Origin of the sequence: Vibrio maerlii, from assembly GCF_003415655.1 — a bacterium.
In the GTDB taxonomy this organism is placed as follows: domain Bacteria; phylum Pseudomonadota; class Gammaproteobacteria; order Enterobacterales; family Vibrionaceae; genus Vibrio; species Vibrio maerlii.
This window is the reverse complement of record NZ_QRHC01000002.1, coordinates 187,847-204,643: the sequence shown is the minus strand read 5'-3', so window position 1 is coordinate 204,643 and position 16,797 is coordinate 187,847. Positions and strand designations below refer to the sequence as shown.

The following is a 16,797-nucleotide window of genomic DNA, read 5'->3' as shown; positions in this document are numbered from 1 at the left end:
TTAAGTAAAAGTGGAATTAAATACGATAGTTCTTAATTTCGCCTTCATGAGTAATAGAAGCATTACCAAAACTATTACCGTAAACATCTTTAAAACCAACATCGAGCGAATGACTGCCGTGTACGATTTTCGTGATCAACATGTCACCAGCATCACTGTATAAAGTCAGGTAATAATGAACTTTACGACTACAAGGGTTCACTTTTTCCTTAAACTTCTTACTAATGTAGTAAAGTGATTCGTTATTCAGTTCGACCCCATGAACCTTCACGATATCGATCAAGGAAGTCAGGATAGAATTTACTTTATTGAATTCTTTCGATAGTGCCACAAGTGCCATCCTTATCTTAGTCCAGTTCCGCGTGACCGTTAGTGATAACGCAAGTCATACCATCTTTTCTGTGGTAGCTGCCGTCGTTACCTTGGAACAGTACATTGTCAACGGTGTAGTGATCAGGAGAGGTTTCGTCGAATTCTGCGAGCGTAACGGCTACTTGCTCATGGTATTCATGCTGAAATGCATCGATGCAAGGCTGAGTCTCAGCATTAGCAAATCGAGCGCCTCCATAGACACTTAATAGCAAGGCCCAGAGTGCAGCGTAGAGGTAAGGAACGTTCTTCTTATTCATACTTTTTAATTATTGTTGTGTGATTTCCTATTCAAATTAACTTGCTAACTAATTACTAAAAAGCAGCTTATAATTGAAAATCCCTTCGGATTTTCCGAGTTGTTGTCACCTTTGTTAATTATCGCTAATTATTAATAACTAAACACTGAGTCATTAGCGGTGCTTATTTCTTGGTGCTGAAATTCACCGATAAACTATTCAAGTGACTTGAGTCACGGTTTAGTTTTTTATTTCTCTTAATTTCCCGTTTATTCAACTCATCGTTGCATCGATGCAATAAAGCTATCCATTTTTAAGATTTCCTTCACAAAACCTTCGAAAAATTGATCTCACTACTAATTTACTTTGCATGAGTGCAACGTTTCCTTTCGTCAGTGCCATTCTGATGCAACATCCATCGGCGTAATCTTGCCCTCAACGAAACGAAAGTCGTCCATAGAGACGAAAGTGAGATAAGACAATGTTACTGAAAACAGTCCTATCACCTCAGCAAGCAGTCGCCAAAATCGAAGACGGCATGACCTTGATGGTAGGTGGTTTTATGACAATTGGTTCACCAGAAAAGGTTATTGATGCCATCGTTGAAAGCGGCGTGAAAAACCTAACAATCATCTGTAACGATGCTGGTCTACCGGGCAAAGGTGTTGGCAAGCTGATTGAATCGGGTCAAGTGAGCAAGCTGGTGGCTTCACATATTGGTTTGAATCGTGCTGCTGGTGACAAGATGAACAGCGGTGAGATGGAGGTTGAACTGGTTCCACAAGGCACACTGGTTGAGCAGATTCGCGCTGCAGGTGCCGGCCTTGGTGGTGTACTGACCAAAACCGGAGTGGGCACGTTGGTTCAAGAAGGCAAACGCGTGATTGAAATTAACGACGAAGAGTTCTTGCTTGAGCTTCCACGTAAAGCCGATGTGTCTCTGCTTAAAGCGTCGACTTGTGATGTGTTCGGCAACACCTTCTACAACAAGACCACTAAGAACTTTAACCCTGTAATGGCAACAGCTGCCGAAATGGTGTTGGTTGAGCCGGATGAAGTGGTTGATGCAGGCGTGTACCCAGTAGATGCCTTTACCACCCCTTCTGTATTGATTGATTACATCGTGGAGTAGTTGACATGGATAAGAAGCAGATGAGGAATCTTGTCGCACAGCGTGTTGCTCAAGAGCTAAATAAAGGGGACCTAGTGAACCTTGGTATCGGTATGCCAACCCTAGTTGCAGGTTTTGTTGACCCAGATAAACACGTTGTCTTTCAGTCAGAAAACGGAATGGTCGGCATTGCAGGTTCGCCAGCAGACGGTGATGAAGATTGGGAACTGACCGATGCAGGAGGCTCACCAAAAACAGCGATTGAGGGTGCAGCTTACTTTGACTCAAGTTTGTCTTTCTCATTGATTCGAGGTGGTCATGTTGATGCGACTGTCCTTGGCGCGATGGAAGTTGACCGCTACGGCAACCTTGCTAACTACATGATTCCTAAAAAACTTGTTGCGGGCATGGGCGGCGCAATGGACTTGGTGAGTGGCGCTAAACGCGTGATCATCATGATGGAACACTGCAACAAGCATGGTGAAAGCAAGATTCTTAACAAATGTACTCTACCGCTGACGGCAAAAGGCCAAGTGAACTTAATCATTACCGAACTCGCGGTGATTGAAGTGGTACCAGAGGGGCTGATGCTCAAAGAAGTGGCGCCGCACAGCAGCATTGAAGAAGTCATTCAAAAGACAGCTACAGAATTAATCATTCCAGAAAACGTAATCACGTTCGGAGCATAACAATGAAACAAATTAATCTGACCGATGTTAACCCGTATAACCCACCTGCTCACCACGGCATGGTCGCGCTGAAGCTACAAGGCACTGAAGAGAGTGGGGTTACGAAATTTTGGCAAGGCCTTTCTCATTTCTTACCAAATGGTGGTGCAGAAATGCAGTACGAAGAGGGCACGTTTGGCGCTGAGTTTGAGAAAACTTACTTCGTCGTAAGCGGTGAAATCACAGTGATTGATGCCAACGCACAAGAGTACACACTGACAGCGGGAGACTCGATTGCCATCCTGCCAAATGAAGGCCGTAAGGTTGTTAACAAAACAAATCAGACATCGACAGTATTAGTAACTGTATCAACTAGTTAATCACCCTATCTGATTGAATCAAAGAATAAAAAATACGTGAAATTTTAAGGATTACGCTATGGCGATGACCTCAACATGGAGCAATGACTTTGCTCAAAACATTTTCGACCTAAAAGACAAGGTAGCTGTAATTACCGGTGGTAACGGAACACTAGGTGCGGCTTACGCTCAAGCGTTTGCTCTACATGGCGCTAAGGTCGTGGTAACAGCTCGCAACATGCAAACTTTAGAAGAGACGGTTGCATCAGTACGTGAAATCGGTGGCGAGTGTCATGCGATTACCTCTGATGTGACTGACCCACAAAAGGTGCAAGAGCTAGTCGATGAAATCGATACACGCTTTGGTCGTATTGATATTTTAGTGAACAATGCAGGTATGGCTTTCCGCGCTCCCGCTGAAGAGATGCCGACAGACAAGTTCAACCAAGTAATGAATGTTAACGTGACAGGTACTTTGGTTCCTTGCCAAATCTTCGGTCAATACTTCATGAAACAAGGCCACGGCAAGATTGTGAACACTTCTTCAGTTCGCGGCTTTTGTGGTCACCCTGATGGCTACACAGCTTACTCAGCATCAAAAGCTGCGGTAGATAGCCTCACTAAACAGCTTTCTACTGAATGGTCGCTAAAAGGCGCGAAGGAAGGCTTCACGATTAACGTCAATGCAATTGCACCGACGTTGGTTAAGTCGCCGCTAACGCAAGAAATCTGTGAAGATCCAAAGCGTATAGCGCCATTCCTAGCGCGTTTACCGATGGGACGAGTAGCAGAAACAAGCGACATGATTGGTCTGGTTCTATTCCTATCTGCACCTGCATCTAACTTCATCAACGGCCAAATCATCTATGTAGATGGCGGCTGCACAGCAGGCTAAGGAATGACTATGAAGCACCAAGACATTAAAAACATCACTATCGCTGGCGGCTCAGGAATGATGGGCGTAGGTATTGCGCAAATTTTCGCGGCAGGCGGACGTAACGTAACAATTAAAACCCGTAACGTGGCTAAATGTTCTGCTGTAGAAGACATGAGTGGCCAACTGGATATGTTTATTCAAGAAGGCTTGCTCGAAGAAAGTAAGAAGTCTGAGATTCTTGACCGCATCAACATTACGGCTGACGCGATTGAAGCATACGAGAATGCAGACCTTATCTTTGAATCTGTGCCGGAGGTGATGGACATTAAACACGCGACATTCCAAGAAATGGAGAAGTATGCACGCCCAGACTGTATCTTCGCATCAGGTACCTCTGTGAAATCTATCACTGAAATCGCTGAAGTTGTCGAGAAGAAAGATCGCGTTATCGGCATGCACTTCTGGAACCCTGCGGTACTGATCCCTCTTGTAGAAGTGATTCGTACCGAAGATACCGACGACGCGATATTCCAGGTTGCGTTTGACCTACTAGAAGATTGTGGCAAAGCCCCTGCTAAATGTATGAAAGACGTACCGGGTTTCTTAGCGAACCGTCTGCAACATGCATTGTGGCGTGAAGCATTCTACATGCTAGATGAAGGCATCGCAGACCCGAAAACTATCGATGATTGCATTAAGAACTCATTTGGTTTCCGCGTTCCACAACTTGCTCCGTTTGAAAATGCAGACATGGTATCGACAGAGCTGAGCCTAAACATTCACAAATACATGTTTGAGCACCTTTACTCAGGTGTAGAGCCAAGCAAGAAACTGCAAGAGTTGGTTGAGCAAGGTAAGAGCGGTTTTGCAACTGGTGAAGGTTTCCAAAACTGGACCCCCGAGCAAGCAACAGAGTCGAAGAACAACTTGTTCAAGTATCTCATCGACCAAACGAAGTATCGCCGCGAGCAGTTAGAAGAAGCATAACGCTTGGCATAAAAGAACAAACCTCAGGGCTTGCCAGAACACCTCTCGATTTCGTTCGTAAGTGCAAGCCGACCCAAAGAATAAAAGGAAAAGAACAATGTCTATCTTTGAAGGTAAAAAATTAATCGACCTATCTCACCCAATCGGCTCTCAGTCTCCACAGTGGCCTTACTTCCCACAACCTGAGATTACGCGTGCGCACGGTCTAGCGAAATCTGGTGTTTTGACTCAATTCTTCAAAATGCCAATGCACTGTGGTACTCACGCAGATTCACCTCGTCATGTTATTGAAACTGAGTTCGACGGTCGCCGTGCTCGTTACACTCATGAAATGGAGCTGGAATCTTACTGCGGTAAAGCGGTATGTCTTGACCTGTCTCACTTGCCACAGTGGACACTGATCAAAGCTGAGCACATGGATGAGGCCGTGGCTAAGATTGATGGGCTAGAGGTTGAAGATCTAAAAGACATGATCGTTATCATCTATACAGGTATGTCAAGCCTATGGGATGACACTAAGCAGTACTACCACTATGCAACAGGCGTGGGCGCATCTGTTGGCCACTGGTGCATGAAACACGACATCAAAGCACTCGGTGTAGACCAACAAGCACTTGACCACCCACTACACACTTCTATCGGTGAGAAATGTGCAGGGAAGTTATCCATGAACCTAGAAGGTTACTCAGGTCTGCCACTGAAAGAAGAGTACATCGAGAAGTTTGGTATCGAAGAGTACGCACACTTTGACCGTGAACTATACAAAGAGATCCATGGTGAAGCGGCATACAACGACCTTTATGGTCTAGTGGAAGAAAAAGGCTTATGTAACGGTGTCTGGGAACCTTGCCACAAGCTACTTCTAGGTAACGGTAAAGTAGGTTGGGAAAACGTCGGTGGCCAAATCGCGAAAGTTGCTGGTCAGCGCTTCGACATCGTAGGTGCTCCACTAAACCTTTACTGTGGTGATGGCTCTATGACTCGTCTAATGGCTGTGATTGATGCAGACAAGGTGAACAATGTACCTGACCGTCTATACCCATACGGTGATCACTAATCACTGCACTTAATTTCTGATTAGCTCCAAGCTGGGGCAGTGCCCCAGCTTTCTTTAAATCACTTAGATTTCATCGCTATAGACTCTAAAAAAGATTCAATAGCCATGGCATTTGTAGCCAGTAAAACATCATGATGCGAATGCATCGGAAGAATAGAACAAAAGAGTATGAACTCTTAACGAGAAACAAAAGGATTCCCATGAAAGACGTAGTAATTGTCAGTGCAAAACGCACAGCGATTGGTGCCTACCTAGGTGCTTTTACCAATATCTCTCCGATTGATCTTGGCGTGACAGCTGTTAAAGCAGCATTAGAAGCGGCGAAAGTAAAACCGGAGCAAGTGGATAACCTTATTTTTGGTAACGTGCTCTCTGCAGGGCTTGGTCAAAACCCTGCTCGCCAGGTTGCCAAATTTGCAGGTATCCCAGATGAAGCAACAGCGAACGTCGTGTCTATGGTTTGTGGCTCGGGCCTCAAGGCAGTCATGGATGCGGTACTACAGATTCAAACCGGTGAGGCTGAAATCGTTGTTGCTGGTGGCGCAGAATCAATGTCTAACGCTGCGCACATCCTAGGTTCTCACCGTACTGGTGTGAAAATGGGTCACTCACAGCTGACTGACACCATGCTTAATGATGGTTTGGTTGATGCATTTGGCGGCTTCCATATGGGCATCACAGCTGAGAATTTAGCTGAAAAATACGATATCTCTCGTGCAGAGCAAGACGCTTACGCTGTTCAATCACAAAACCGTGCAGAAGCCGCGATTACTACTGGCAAGTTTAAAGACGAAATTGCGCCACACACAATTTCGGGCCGCCGTGGTGACACCGTTGTTGATACCGATGAGTTCCCACGCTTTGGCGCGACGCTGGAAACTATCAGCAAACCTCGCCCAGCATTTAAGAAAGACGGCACCGTAACGGCAGCAAACGCATCGGGCTTGAATGATGGCGCAGCAGCACTTGTTCTGATGAGCAAAGGTAAAGCAGAAGAGCTGGGTCTGACACCGATGGTGACGATTCGCTCTCAAGGTGCAGCAGGTGTTGATCCTGAAGTCATGGGTTATGCACCCGTACCCGCTTCAGAAAAAGCGTTGAAAAAAGCAGGTCTTGAAGTTCGCGACCTAAATCTAGTTGAAGCGAATGAAGCTTTTGCCTCTCAAGCGCTATCGGTTGTGAAAGGCTTAGATTTAGACCCAGCAATCACTAACGTTAACGGTGGCGCGATTGCGATAGGTCACCCAATCGGTGCAAGTGGTGCTCGAATTCTCGTGACTCTTGTGCATGAGCTAACCAAGCGTAATGAGCGCTACGGCCTAGCAACACTGTGTATTGGCGGCGGTCAAGGCGTTGCTCTAGTCGTTGAAAATGAAAACGCGTAAATCGAATTAATAAACCCCGCATGATGATGTGCGGGACATAAACAAATATCGGGAAAATTCCCAAATAATTTTAAAAAATAAGAGGTCCTATTATGTCTCTAGCTAATAAACGTATCCTAACTGTTGCTTGTACTGGTGCTTTCCCTAAAAAAGAACAATCTGAATTTGTGCCACTAACGCCTCGTGAACAAGCTGATGAAATCATCGCTTGTCACGCAGCTGGTGCTTCTATCGCTCATATCCATGTTCGTGATGACGAGACAAACTCATCAATGGACATTGCAAAATTCCGTGAAGTTGTTGGCTATGTACGTGATGCTGAGTGTGACATCGTACTTAACCTAACGACGTCTGGCGACCTGAATGCAACGGATGAAATTCGTATGCTGCCATTCCAAGAGCTTCACCCAGAAATCGCTACGTGCGATGCAGGTACAATGAACTGGATGCATTCGGTTATCTTTGAAAACAGCCCTCGCTTCCTTAGCAAGCTTCTTGTTGAAATGCCAAAGCACAACGTGATGCCAGAAATCGAAATCTTCGATATTGGTATGATCCACAACGTGAAGTTCTATCGTGACCAAATCAACAAAGCGAATGCGAAGCGTGAAGAAGGTACGCCAGAAATTGCAAACCCATTCACAGCGCCTCACTTCCAGTTTGTGCTTGGTGCTGCGGGTGGCTCACCAGCAGAAGTACATATCCTTCTACAAATGCTAGAAGAAGTTCGTCGCTTCTGGGGTGAAAACTTTACTTGGGGTGCACTAGGTATTGGTCGTAACCACCTACCAATGATTAACGCAGTAATCGCGTTAGGCGGTCACCTTCGTGTTGGTATGGAAGATAACGTGCTATTCCGCCGTGGCCAGCTAGCGAAATCAAACGTTGAGTTTGTAGAGCGTACTAAGAAGATGCTAGAGCTGAATGATCTTGAGATTGCAACGCCGGATGAAGCGCGTCAAATCCTGAAGTTGAACAAAGCGAACTTCCCGTCATGGAAGAGCTACGAATAATAAAGCGACCTAAACCTGACATTAGATAATAATTAGGCAAACACGACATACTTACCTTGCTTGGGGCTCTATTACAGAGCCCCTTTTTTATTTTTTGAGATATGGGATATATTATTAATTTAATTGTTATTTTTGTTGGGAAATAGATTTCTTTTTACGGGAATTATTAGCCTAAATAGTCTGAACTTGCTCAAGTTAAATAACGAAATAGTTCAATAAGATCAGTTTTGCCTTACTAATAAAATTAAATCCAGGTGAAACAATGAAACTACAAAAAACCGCGCTCGCTGTCGCTACAGCAGGGGTAGCTACGCTTCCAAGCCTCGATAGCCAAGCGGCATCCAGCGACAATACCGATTCAGCTCAACCCAATGTTGTTTTGATCATGACCGATGACATGGGCTTCTCTGACCTCTCTTGTTACGGTGGTGAAATTCCAACGCCAAACATCTGTGCGTTAGCAGAAGATGGGGTGAAAATGACGGACTACTACACCAACCCAATGTCGGCACCAACCCGTTCCATGCTACTGACAGGTGTGGACAACCATAAAGCTGGACTGGGTAACATGCCTCCGCTTATGTCCTCAAACCAAGTAGGTATCAAAGGTTATGAGGGGGCATTGAATAATAGCGTAATTACTGTCGCTGAAGTTTTAAAATCAGAAGGTTATAAGACGATGATGGCGGGTAAATGGCATCTTGGATCAAATTATCCTCAGTCAGCTAAGGCGCGTGGTTTTGAGCACTCGTTTGAGTTTACTGGCGGTGGTATTTCTCACTTTGGTGATCAACTACCCATGAACCCTTTTGAAGCTCCTTTTTTCTTTTATCGTGAAAACGGTGAACGTGTGAATGAGTTACCTCGTGATTTTTACTCTTCAGATTACTATGTAGACAAACTGATCGAATATATTGGTGAAGAGAAGCCCGAACAGCCTATCTTCGCTTATGCGGCATTTACGTCCCCACATGATCCGTTGCATGCCCCAGATGAGTGGCTAGATAAGTTTGACCCAAGTATGTATGAACAGGGTTACGACAAGATTCGTCAAACACGACTTGCACGTGTGAAAGAGCTGGGTTTAGTGTCACAAGATACTGCTGATGTACGTAACAACGGTGATTACAAACCGTGGGATCAACTGTCAGAAGAAGAACAAAAACGAGCAGCGAAAATCATGTCTGTTTATGCGGCGATGATTGCCAATATGGACCACAACGTTGGTCGCCTTGTTCAGCACCTAAAAGATATTGGTGAGTACGAGAACACCATCTTCATTTACACTCACGATAACGGTTCAGGTCCAAAACCATCGACCAACTACACCGGTAACACCGCGCCGTTCATGGAGCAATTTGATAACTCTTACGACAATATTGGTAAACCGTCGTCGTTTGTTTCTATGGGTGCTGGCTTTGCTGAGGCATCTTCAACACCATTTGCCTACTACAAAACCACCTCTGGTCAGGGCGGCATTCGCGTACCAATGATCATTGCAGGTAAAGGGATTGATAAGCGTGAAGGTTTCACCCAATCCGGCAACATGCATGTCACCGATATCACCCCTACAATTCTTGACTGGGCAGGTGCAGTGAAACCAACCAGATTTAATGGTCACGATCTGTATGAGTTTAACGGCAAGTCTGCGGCACCATTCTTAGAGGGTGACGTTGCTCAGCACCGTACAGCGGACGAGCCCGTGATCCTAGAGCTGAATGGCTTTAAGTCAGTCGTGTACAAAAATCACAAGCTTCGCTTTATGGCGGCGAAGTATCAGAAACGTGATGGTAAAGGTTGGAAGCTGTTCGACCTAGCGAATGACCCTGCCGAGCAAACCGATATTACCGAGTTAAAGCCTGAACTGGTCAAAGAGATGATGACAATTTGGGATAACTACGTTGCAGATGTAGGCTTAGTTGAGAAAGATTGGGCATACCCTGAGATGTATCGTCGCCAAACTTGGTCGATTCGTCAGGATATTGACCAACCGTTTAATGCTAACCCTGATACAGATAGACACTACAACTAATCTTTCATTTAGCTGAAGACAAGCCTAACAGTAGGGAGCTTGCTCCCTACTTACTAGAGAAATCACCATGAAAACTAGCCAATACCCATTTCACGTCATTATCAAACCAGTCGGTGATAGTTGTAACCTAAAGTGTGGGTACTGCTTTTATCAATGCAAGTCGTTGGATGACGACAAGGTTATGTCGGAGTCTGTTTTGGAGGAAGTGATTCGCCAATACATTACTCAGCAACCTATGGGCTGCCGTGAAGTACAGTTTGTATGGCAGGGTGGAGAGCCGATGCTTGCAGGCTTAGAGTTTTATCAAAAAGCGATCGAGCTTCAGCATAAATACGCTCGACCGGGGATGCACATCACAAACGCGATGCAAACCAATGGTACACTGCTCAATCGGCGCTGGGCTGAGTTTCTCAAACAGCATGACTTCCTTGTAGGAATTAGTATTGATGGTGATAAGCAAAACCATGACCAGCAACGCCTATATTTCTCGGGTAAACCTTCATTTGACAATGTGATGCGTGGCTTACGTTATCTGATGGAACTAGAGGTGCGCTTTAACGTGTTATCTGTTGTGCACAATGACAACGTGCATCTTGCGAGGCAAACCTATGAGTTTCTGCTTTCAAAAGGGGTTAAATCGATCCAGTATCTGCCCGATACACTGAATCATATTGATGCGAATGCTTGGGGACGTTTTCTCATCGAAACGTTCCAATCATGGTTGAAAGATGGGGTGGGGCAGGTGACTGTACAGCTGTTTGATGCGACTTTCACTCGAGTACATACTAACTTTGAAACGTTTTGTGTACATGCCAAGCAATGTGGCCATCAACTTGCGGTTGAGCGTGGTGGAGAGGTCTACTCTTGCGATCACTTTGTTGAACCAGAGTATCGATTAGGGCGAATTGGGGATTCTGATTTTGTTTCCATGATGGAGAGTGAGCCTCATCGAAAATTTGCTACAAACTCTGTTACTTCCCATGATGACTGTATGAGTTGTTGTGTTCGGGGAGTGTGCCAGGGTGGATGTCCAAGGCATCGAGATATTGGTGATAAAAATCAATTATGTGACGGATATAAACAATTTTTCCGATATAGTGCCCCTTATTTTCTTGCAATGTCTGAGTGTTTAAGAAGAAGACTTCCTCCAACCCAATATAAACAGTTCTTACCTCTAACAAAATTATCTTTCGTATAATATATATAAAATTACTCTATGATGTAGATCAATCATATTGAACGATAATTAATGTTGTTTATTTATGTATTAGTTAGATCACACAATGTGCCTGTGTTTTTGTCATTTTAGTACTTTGTGAGTAGATTGCTCGCAAAGAAATATAATGATAAGGCTTACCCATGAGTGAACTCACTAATATCCTCCCTGCATCTCATGAGCCCGTTGATCCTCAACTTGTGGCTCAGATGATGTTTTTTACTGTGTTAGTTGAAGCCGGTTCTATGACGAAGGCTTCAGAGATCATGGATATCTCAACGTCCACTGGCTCACGTTGGCTAGCCGATCTGGAGAGTGAACTAAGCGTCACTCTATATCGTCGAAATGACAAAAGTAATCGCATAACTGAAGCTGGTGAGCACCTTTATCAGCACTTCAAGAAAATTAACTCTAAGATTCATGTTCTAAAGAATGAGCTGACCCAATTCACTCAAGAAAAACGCGGTACAGTGCGAATTTGTAGCAGCCCTGTTTACGCTGAAAACGTTATTTTGCCTCTGGTTTCAGAGTTTGTTGCTGATAATCCAATGGTTAACATTCAGATGACAATATCGCCTCGAGGGTTGGAGCAGCACAAAGATAACGACTTTATCATCTCTGCGATTGCAGGTTCGGCGATTTCAAAAGAGGAAGACCTAAATCTTGTGCGTCGCAGCTTGTTGTCTGAACGGTTTGTGGTTGTCGCATCTCCTGATTTTATTCGTCGTAATGCCGAGCCTTTAGTGCCTGAAGATCTAACCGAATTACGCTGTTTGTACTCAAAATCGCTTAGTGGTAAGAACCACTGGGTGTTTAAACAAGGTAACGAAGGGAGAATTATTACGGTAAACAAAACCATTGAATTGTCAGATGCCAAAATGATCACAACTGGGGCACTCAACGGCGCAGGCATTGCTTACTTACCAGAATTTCTCGTTAAAAAATACATTCGAAGTGGAGAGTTATTGGAGCTGCTCACCGATTATCAAACTGATGATTGGTTTCTTAATCTTTATTACCCTCCACAACGTTTCATGACGAGTACAGTGAGCGCGTTCAAAGAGTACTTGTTATCAAAACATAGAGAAAAAGTGAAAGTATTCGATTAGACATACCGTGGGAAACATTTTTTTAATGTTTCCCATCAGTGGGAAATTTGTTTTTTTGTATGCAACTTAATTATAAATTTAGAGTGAGCAAGCTCTTATTTTTATTTTCTATAACCACGTATTATGCCCTCAACTTTTAATAATAAGTCGAAATTAAACTACGGCCGTTGATTAATTAGACCAACCCTACATTTAGAATTCGAGGTTAATATGAGCAATATATTACTCATGGTGCTGATATATAACGCCATTGTTATTGGTGGTATCGGTTGGTATTTAAAATGGAAAGAAAAACAAACCAACGAAGTGACCGATATGGCACTCGGTGGCCGTGACGCTGGTATTGCAATGTTCTCTGTTACATTGGCAATCACTTACTTAGGCTCTGCACACGTTTACGGCTTGATGGAAATGTCATTCGTTCTTGGAGCTGTCGCATTGTGGTTCTGTTTTGCTCATACCATTCTTATCTGTGTGATCTGTTTAGGTACGGGTCGTTGGATTCGCCGAATAGGTTGTGCAACGATTCCTGAGTTGATCGGTAAGCTTTACAATAAACAGCTTCGCACTTACACAGCTTGCGTTGGTGCAATGGTGGTATTTGGTCTGGTAACGCTAGAGACGCAAACTCTGGGAATAGGTATATCTGCAATGTCTGGCTGGTCACTTGGTTGGTCTGCTGTGTTGGGTGCGGTTATTGGTACAGCATATGTAACCATGGGCGGTATCAAGCAAACAATGTGGGTTAACCTAGTTAACGCAGTAGTAATGTACGGGTCTATCATCATCGCGGGTATCTACTTAGCGTTTGTTCTGCCAAATGGTTGGGAAGGCGTGACGCAGTACTACGTCGATAATGGTCAAGAATTTAAACTTTCAATCCTAGCAACGCCTGATCTTCTGATTGGATTCTCTCTTGCCGCTATTTTCTCGGTTGTGTTCTCTCAATCTGTGAACCAACAAGGCATGCAAGCAGCAATGTCGGCGAAGAACGAGAAAGTCATCAAGCGTTCTCTATGGATTGCAGCTCCAATTAATGGTCTATTTGGTGTATTCCCTGTATTGGTTGGTCTCGCGGCAGCAACGATTCCTGAGTTTGCTGAGCTAGGTCCAAAACTCGCGGGTGCAACTCTGATTGTTGAATTACTTCCACCATGGCTAGTAGTACTACTACAAGCAGGCTTCCTAGGTGCACTACTGTCGACTTTCGCAATGTCAGCACTGGCTCCAGCAACTATCTTCGCTAAAGATATTATCGGAGCGAACGTAGAAGGTGGCTTATCACCGAAGCAAGAGCAAAGCTTGATTCGACGAGTAATCATTATTATCGGTGTAATTGCAGCAGCAATGACGTTCTTTCTACAACCTAATGTTATTTTGGCAATTACATGGTTGTTCGCATGGTTGGTACCATTCTTCTTCATCATCGTTGCCGGTCTATTCTGGAAGCGCAACTTGATGGTCGCGCAAACGGTAGTGATGTGTTCTTGGGTGGTTAACTTGATGTGGTCTTTCACAGATATCAAACACACACTTGGCCTGGCCGCACTCGAGAATGCTCATATCGTTGCGATTGTGGCTCTCGTTACCACTGTAGTCGGTAATGGATTAGCCAAACATTCACGTCCAGCTCTGTTCAAAGAACAGAAAGACCAAAAGGTTGCACAGCAAGCGCAAATTAAACTAAAAGAAGGAAACGCATAATGAACCTAGCAGCAGAACTGTTCCTAACTGCTTTTGGAACAATTATGGGGATTGTCGTGGTGTTCTCTCTTATCGCAAAAATGATTAGTAATAATGAAGAGGAAACAGAGTAATGGGATTAGATTCATACACACAACTTTGGATGGGCGGAATTATAGCCTTCGGTGTTGTCTTTTACATGTTTGCAGTCCGCTATGCTCAACATTGTAACTCTTCAGATGAGAAGAAGTAGTTAGTCAATAAACATTCCACTTTCATTAGCCAATCGCAATCAATGCGGTTGGCTTTTTGTATATATGGTAACGAACATTAAAGATTTGATCTGACACTCGTTATTGGACACACTTATTCTCATTATGAATTAATGAGAAACGAACAATGAGCTTTGGTACTGCAATTTGGATGGTAGTCATGCTATTCGCGGCAGGCGGATGCTTCACTTACACCACGATATTGAAGAAAAGAAAAAAGTAATGATTTGTGAGAGCTAACGAACAATGAGTGCGATAATTTGATTGGTTAGATCGGCTTTGGTGTCTTGTTCAGTGATCTGCAGTTCGTGTTCGCTTTCGGACAAAATGATGCGTGTTTGTTGGTACTCGTTGTCTGCGGAAAGATCGTATTCAATGTTCACATCAATCTTTTGTCCTAGCTTCTTCAACGACTGCTGAACCATCCAGTTAAGTTCTTCGTGTAGTAAGGCACAAGACACAGGCTGCACCTTAGTAGCAAAATTGAGTGTAACTGTCGGGTACATGTATTGTCCTTAAATACTCTTTCTGATGGAACTGTCATTAAGAATAAAGTTGTAAATCAAATGCAACAACGATCTACACCACAAAACCATAATTTATATACGGGTAATGTTTATTTTATTCACAAGCTATTGATCTTGGTTATGTTACGGTGCGTTGTTAGCAACGAACGCCACGGTTTGTGATATCAATACTGTTCTCTACTTCAAAATCACTATATCATGAAGAAAACCACATAAGTGATATAATATGACAAATAAATTCAATCAAGCAGCAACAGAGCTGCTAAACCGCCGTGTAGCGGGTACTAAGGCTTCTCGCCTTGAGGAAACTCAACGTCCAACCAATCTTGAAGACGCGCTAGGCATTCAATCTTCAATGATCGATATTCACAGCGATAAAGTTGGTGGTTGGAAATGCTTACTACCTTTAGCAGATGATAAATTCGTTGTAGCGCCGATCTTTGATGCCACTGTTCAATCTGGTGAAGAGTGTGCACTGTTCGCTGATAACGGTGTGGTGCGTATTGAGCCTGAAATTGCTTTTGTCCTAGGTGAAGATCTCCCTGCAAACCCAAGTGGTTACAGTGAAGAGCAAATTAACCAAGCGATCGGTTCGTGCCATATGGCGTTGGAGCTGATGCAATCACGTTTTGCCGACGATAGCGGTGCTGAGTTTTACGAAAAACTTGCAGATTGCCTAGTGAATCAAGGCATGTTTATCGGCCCAGAGATCGAACGTGAAGCAGCGTTTGCAGCGGGTAACATCAAGATTAATGTTGACCAAGAAGGTAGCAATCAAGAGTTTTCAGGTGTGCACCCGAACTCGTTGCCTCAAACACCTATCTACTGGTTAATCAACACCATGGTGCGTCGTGGTACAACTTTTCGTAAAGGTGAGGCGATCATTACGGGGTCTTACTGTGGCATTGTTGAGGTTGAGTTCGATAAACCAACCACAATCAAATATGAAAATCTTGGTGAGTACCAAGTGACGTTCCGCGAAAAGAAATAAGTGAATGAGAGCAGGAGGCGAAACCCTCCTGCTTTTTTAGCTGTAGCTATCTGAGGGTAAAGGTATTTTCGACAGTGCCAACACCTTCAATACTGACGCTGACCACATCGTTGTTTTTGAGCGCAAAGGTTCGCCCTGGTGTGCCCATAAAGATGAGGTCTCCCGGTTTGAGCGTGAAGTAGTGGCTTAGATAACTCACGACTTTGTCGACGCTGTGAATCATAAATTGCGTGTTCTCTTGTTGAACGACCTTACCATTAACTCGGGTGGTGAGTAGCGCTCGTTCGTAATTCACGCCGCGCGTAATGCTTGCTGCAATTGGTGAGAATCCATCACTGGCCTTTGCTCGCAGCCATTGTAAATCGCGCCCTTGCCAACTTCTCTCTGTTAAATCATTCCCCACCGTGACACCAAAGATAAACTCTTTAGATTTACCTAGTGGGATATCTCTCGCTTCTTTACCAATCACGATGACCAGCTCCCCCTCGAAGTGCACGTTTTTCGCATCGGCTGGTGGGACTATGTCTTCCCCTGATACCAGTAATGAACTCGGGAGCTTGAGGAACAACGGCGGTGGTTGGTTGGAAGGTGAAGACATGTGGCTGGCAAAGTTCATGCCCACAGCAAAGACCTTTTCAGGTTGAACAGGGATGAGCAGTTTTACGCGATCGATATCGATGGAGTTTGCGGTGACTTTAAAGTTAGAGAATAAGTCGCCATCAAGAGGGTAGATTTTGTTATCTACAAGCTTTCCATAGCGAGTATTTCCATCCATCTCGTAACGAACAAACTGCTCAGTTGCCGCCAGTGTGTGAAATGAAATCAATAGTAAAAGGGGAGCGAGTAGCCACTTCATTGTATGCTTCCTGTTGAGTCCTATTACATGAGTATAGAAGTTACGG

At 44.2% G+C, this 16,797-nt stretch carries 17 protein-coding genes; 13 read left to right on the top strand and 4 right to left on the bottom strand.

Going from position 1 to position 16,797, the window contains the following annotated elements; translation table 11 throughout:
- Window positions 1-16 precede the first annotated feature (16 nt).
- Both DPF91_RS01870 and DPF91_RS01865 read right to left on the bottom strand, forming a co-directional pair.
- Window positions 17-331, bottom strand: a complete 315-nt coding sequence (locus DPF91_RS01870; protein WP_117233185.1) for a hypothetical protein — start codon at window positions 329-331, stop codon at window positions 17-19.
- Window positions 332-347: 16 nt separating this feature from the next.
- Entirely contained in the window at window positions 348-629 is a 282-nt protein-coding gene (locus tag DPF91_RS01865) for a hypothetical protein (protein ID WP_117232734.1), read from the bottom strand.
- A gap of 460 nt (window positions 630-1,089) precedes the next feature.
- Between DPF91_RS01865 and DPF91_RS01860 the strand changes: the two genes are divergently transcribed.
- From DPF91_RS01860 to DPF91_RS01805, 12 genes are all read left to right on the top strand, one after another.
- Window positions 1,090-1,740, top strand: coding sequence for a CoA transferase subunit A (locus DPF91_RS01860; RefSeq protein ID WP_117232733.1), 651 nt, complete (start codon window positions 1,090-1,092; stop codon window positions 1,738-1,740).
- 5 nt (window positions 1,741-1,745) lie between these two features.
- Complete coding sequence (locus tag DPF91_RS01855) at window positions 1,746-2,408, top strand: 3-oxoacid CoA-transferase subunit B (protein ID WP_117232732.1); 663 nt, start codon at window positions 1,746-1,748, stop codon at window positions 2,406-2,408.
- Window positions 2,409-2,410: 2 nt separating this feature from the next.
- Complete coding sequence (locus DPF91_RS01850; protein ID WP_117232731.1) at window positions 2,411-2,767, top strand: cupin domain-containing protein; 357 nt, start codon at window positions 2,411-2,413, stop codon at window positions 2,765-2,767.
- 58 nt (window positions 2,768-2,825) lie between these two features.
- On the top strand, window positions 2,826-3,641 hold the full coding sequence (locus DPF91_RS01845; protein WP_117232730.1) for an SDR family NAD(P)-dependent oxidoreductase: 816 nt from the start codon (window positions 2,826-2,828) through the stop codon (window positions 3,639-3,641).
- A gap of 9 nt (window positions 3,642-3,650) precedes the next feature.
- Window positions 3,651-4,610 (top strand): 3-hydroxyacyl-CoA dehydrogenase family protein, encoded by a 960-nt coding sequence (locus DPF91_RS01840; protein ID WP_206355529.1) that lies wholly within the window; start codon window positions 3,651-3,653, stop codon window positions 4,608-4,610.
- Window positions 4,611-4,707: 97 nt separating this feature from the next.
- On the top strand, window positions 4,708-5,667 hold the full coding sequence (locus DPF91_RS01835) for a cyclase family protein (RefSeq protein ID WP_117232728.1): 960 nt from the start codon (window positions 4,708-4,710) through the stop codon (window positions 5,665-5,667).
- 200 nt (window positions 5,668-5,867) lie between these two features.
- Window positions 5,868-7,052, top strand: coding sequence for an acetyl-CoA C-acetyltransferase (locus tag DPF91_RS01830; RefSeq protein WP_117232727.1), 1,185 nt, complete (start codon window positions 5,868-5,870; stop codon window positions 7,050-7,052).
- A gap of 92 nt (window positions 7,053-7,144) precedes the next feature.
- The gene (locus DPF91_RS01825) at window positions 7,145-8,065 is read left to right on the top strand and encodes a beta-keto acid cleavage family enzyme (RefSeq protein WP_206355528.1); all 921 of its coding nucleotides are present in this window, start codon (window positions 7,145-7,147) and stop codon (window positions 8,063-8,065) included.
- 262 nt (window positions 8,066-8,327) lie between these two features.
- Entirely contained in the window at window positions 8,328-10,097 is a 1,770-nt protein-coding gene (locus DPF91_RS01820; RefSeq protein ID WP_117232725.1) for an arylsulfatase, read from the top strand.
- A gap of 67 nt (window positions 10,098-10,164) precedes the next feature.
- A complete protein-coding gene (locus DPF91_RS01815; protein WP_117232724.1) occupies window positions 10,165-11,295 on the top strand; it encodes an anaerobic sulfatase maturase in 1,131 nt (376 codons plus the stop codon).
- A 161-nt stretch (window positions 11,296-11,456) separates the two neighbouring features.
- On the top strand, window positions 11,457-12,422 hold the full coding sequence (locus DPF91_RS01810; RefSeq protein ID WP_117232723.1) for a LysR family transcriptional regulator: 966 nt from the start codon (window positions 11,457-11,459) through the stop codon (window positions 12,420-12,422).
- A gap of 210 nt (window positions 12,423-12,632) precedes the next feature.
- Entirely contained in the window at window positions 12,633-14,126 is a 1,494-nt protein-coding gene (locus DPF91_RS01805) for a sodium:solute symporter family protein (RefSeq protein ID WP_117232722.1), read from the top strand.
- A gap of 487 nt (window positions 14,127-14,613) precedes the next feature.
- On the opposite strand, the gene DPF91_RS01800 is transcribed toward DPF91_RS01805, so the two are convergent.
- Window positions 14,614-14,883, bottom strand: a complete 270-nt coding sequence (locus DPF91_RS01800; RefSeq protein WP_117232721.1) for a hypothetical protein — start codon at window positions 14,881-14,883, stop codon at window positions 14,614-14,616.
- Window positions 14,884-15,130: 247 nt separating this feature from the next.
- Here DPF91_RS01800 and DPF91_RS01795 point away from each other — a divergent pair, with 247 nt between their 5' ends.
- Window positions 15,131-15,895, top strand: coding sequence for a hydratase (locus DPF91_RS01795; protein WP_117232720.1), 765 nt, complete (start codon window positions 15,131-15,133; stop codon window positions 15,893-15,895).
- 46 nt (window positions 15,896-15,941) lie between these two features.
- Here DPF91_RS01795 and DPF91_RS01790 read toward each other — a convergent pair whose 3' ends face one another.
- Window positions 15,942-16,751 carry a fumarylacetoacetate hydrolase family protein gene (locus tag DPF91_RS01790; protein ID WP_117232719.1) on the bottom strand — a complete coding sequence of 270 codons (810 nt, stop codon included), beginning with the start codon at window positions 16,749-16,751 and terminating at the stop codon, window positions 15,942-15,944.
- Between the last annotated feature and the right edge of the window lie 46 nt (window positions 16,752-16,797).

Coding starts and splice junctions, on each gene's coding strand:
- DPF91_RS01865 (WP_117232734.1), bottom strand. CDS start 629: ATGAATAAGAAGAACGTTCCTTACCTCTACGCTGCACTCTGGGCCTTG.
- DPF91_RS01860 (WP_117232733.1), top strand. CDS start 1,090: ATGTTACTGAAAACAGTCCTATCACCTCAGCAAGCAGTCGCCAAAATC.
- DPF91_RS01855 (WP_117232732.1), top strand. CDS start 1,746: ATGGATAAGAAGCAGATGAGGAATCTTGTCGCACAGCGTGTTGCTCAA.
- DPF91_RS01850 (WP_117232731.1), top strand. CDS start 2,411: ATGAAACAAATTAATCTGACCGATGTTAACCCGTATAACCCACCTGCT.
- DPF91_RS01845 (WP_117232730.1), top strand. CDS start 2,826: ATGGCGATGACCTCAACATGGAGCAATGACTTTGCTCAAAACATTTTC.
- DPF91_RS01840 (WP_206355529.1), top strand. CDS start 3,651: ATGAAGCACCAAGACATTAAAAACATCACTATCGCTGGCGGCTCAGGA.
- DPF91_RS01835 (WP_117232728.1), top strand. CDS start 4,708: ATGTCTATCTTTGAAGGTAAAAAATTAATCGACCTATCTCACCCAATC.
- DPF91_RS01830 (WP_117232727.1), top strand. CDS start 5,868: ATGAAAGACGTAGTAATTGTCAGTGCAAAACGCACAGCGATTGGTGCC.
- DPF91_RS01825 (WP_206355528.1), top strand. CDS start 7,145: ATGTCTCTAGCTAATAAACGTATCCTAACTGTTGCTTGTACTGGTGCT.
- DPF91_RS01820 (WP_117232725.1), top strand. CDS start 8,328: ATGAAACTACAAAAAACCGCGCTCGCTGTCGCTACAGCAGGGGTAGCT.
- DPF91_RS01815 (WP_117232724.1), top strand. CDS start 10,165: ATGAAAACTAGCCAATACCCATTTCACGTCATTATCAAACCAGTCGGT.
- DPF91_RS01810 (WP_117232723.1), top strand. CDS start 11,457: ATGAGTGAACTCACTAATATCCTCCCTGCATCTCATGAGCCCGTTGAT.
- DPF91_RS01805 (WP_117232722.1), top strand. CDS start 12,633: ATGAGCAATATATTACTCATGGTGCTGATATATAACGCCATTGTTATT.
- DPF91_RS01800 (WP_117232721.1), bottom strand. CDS start 14,883: ATGTACCCGACAGTTACACTCAATTTTGCTACTAAGGTGCAGCCTGTG.
- DPF91_RS01795 (WP_117232720.1), top strand. CDS start 15,131: ATGACAAATAAATTCAATCAAGCAGCAACAGAGCTGCTAAACCGCCGT.
- DPF91_RS01790 (WP_117232719.1), bottom strand. CDS start 16,751: ATGAAGTGGCTACTCGCTCCCCTTTTACTATTGATTTCATTTCACACA.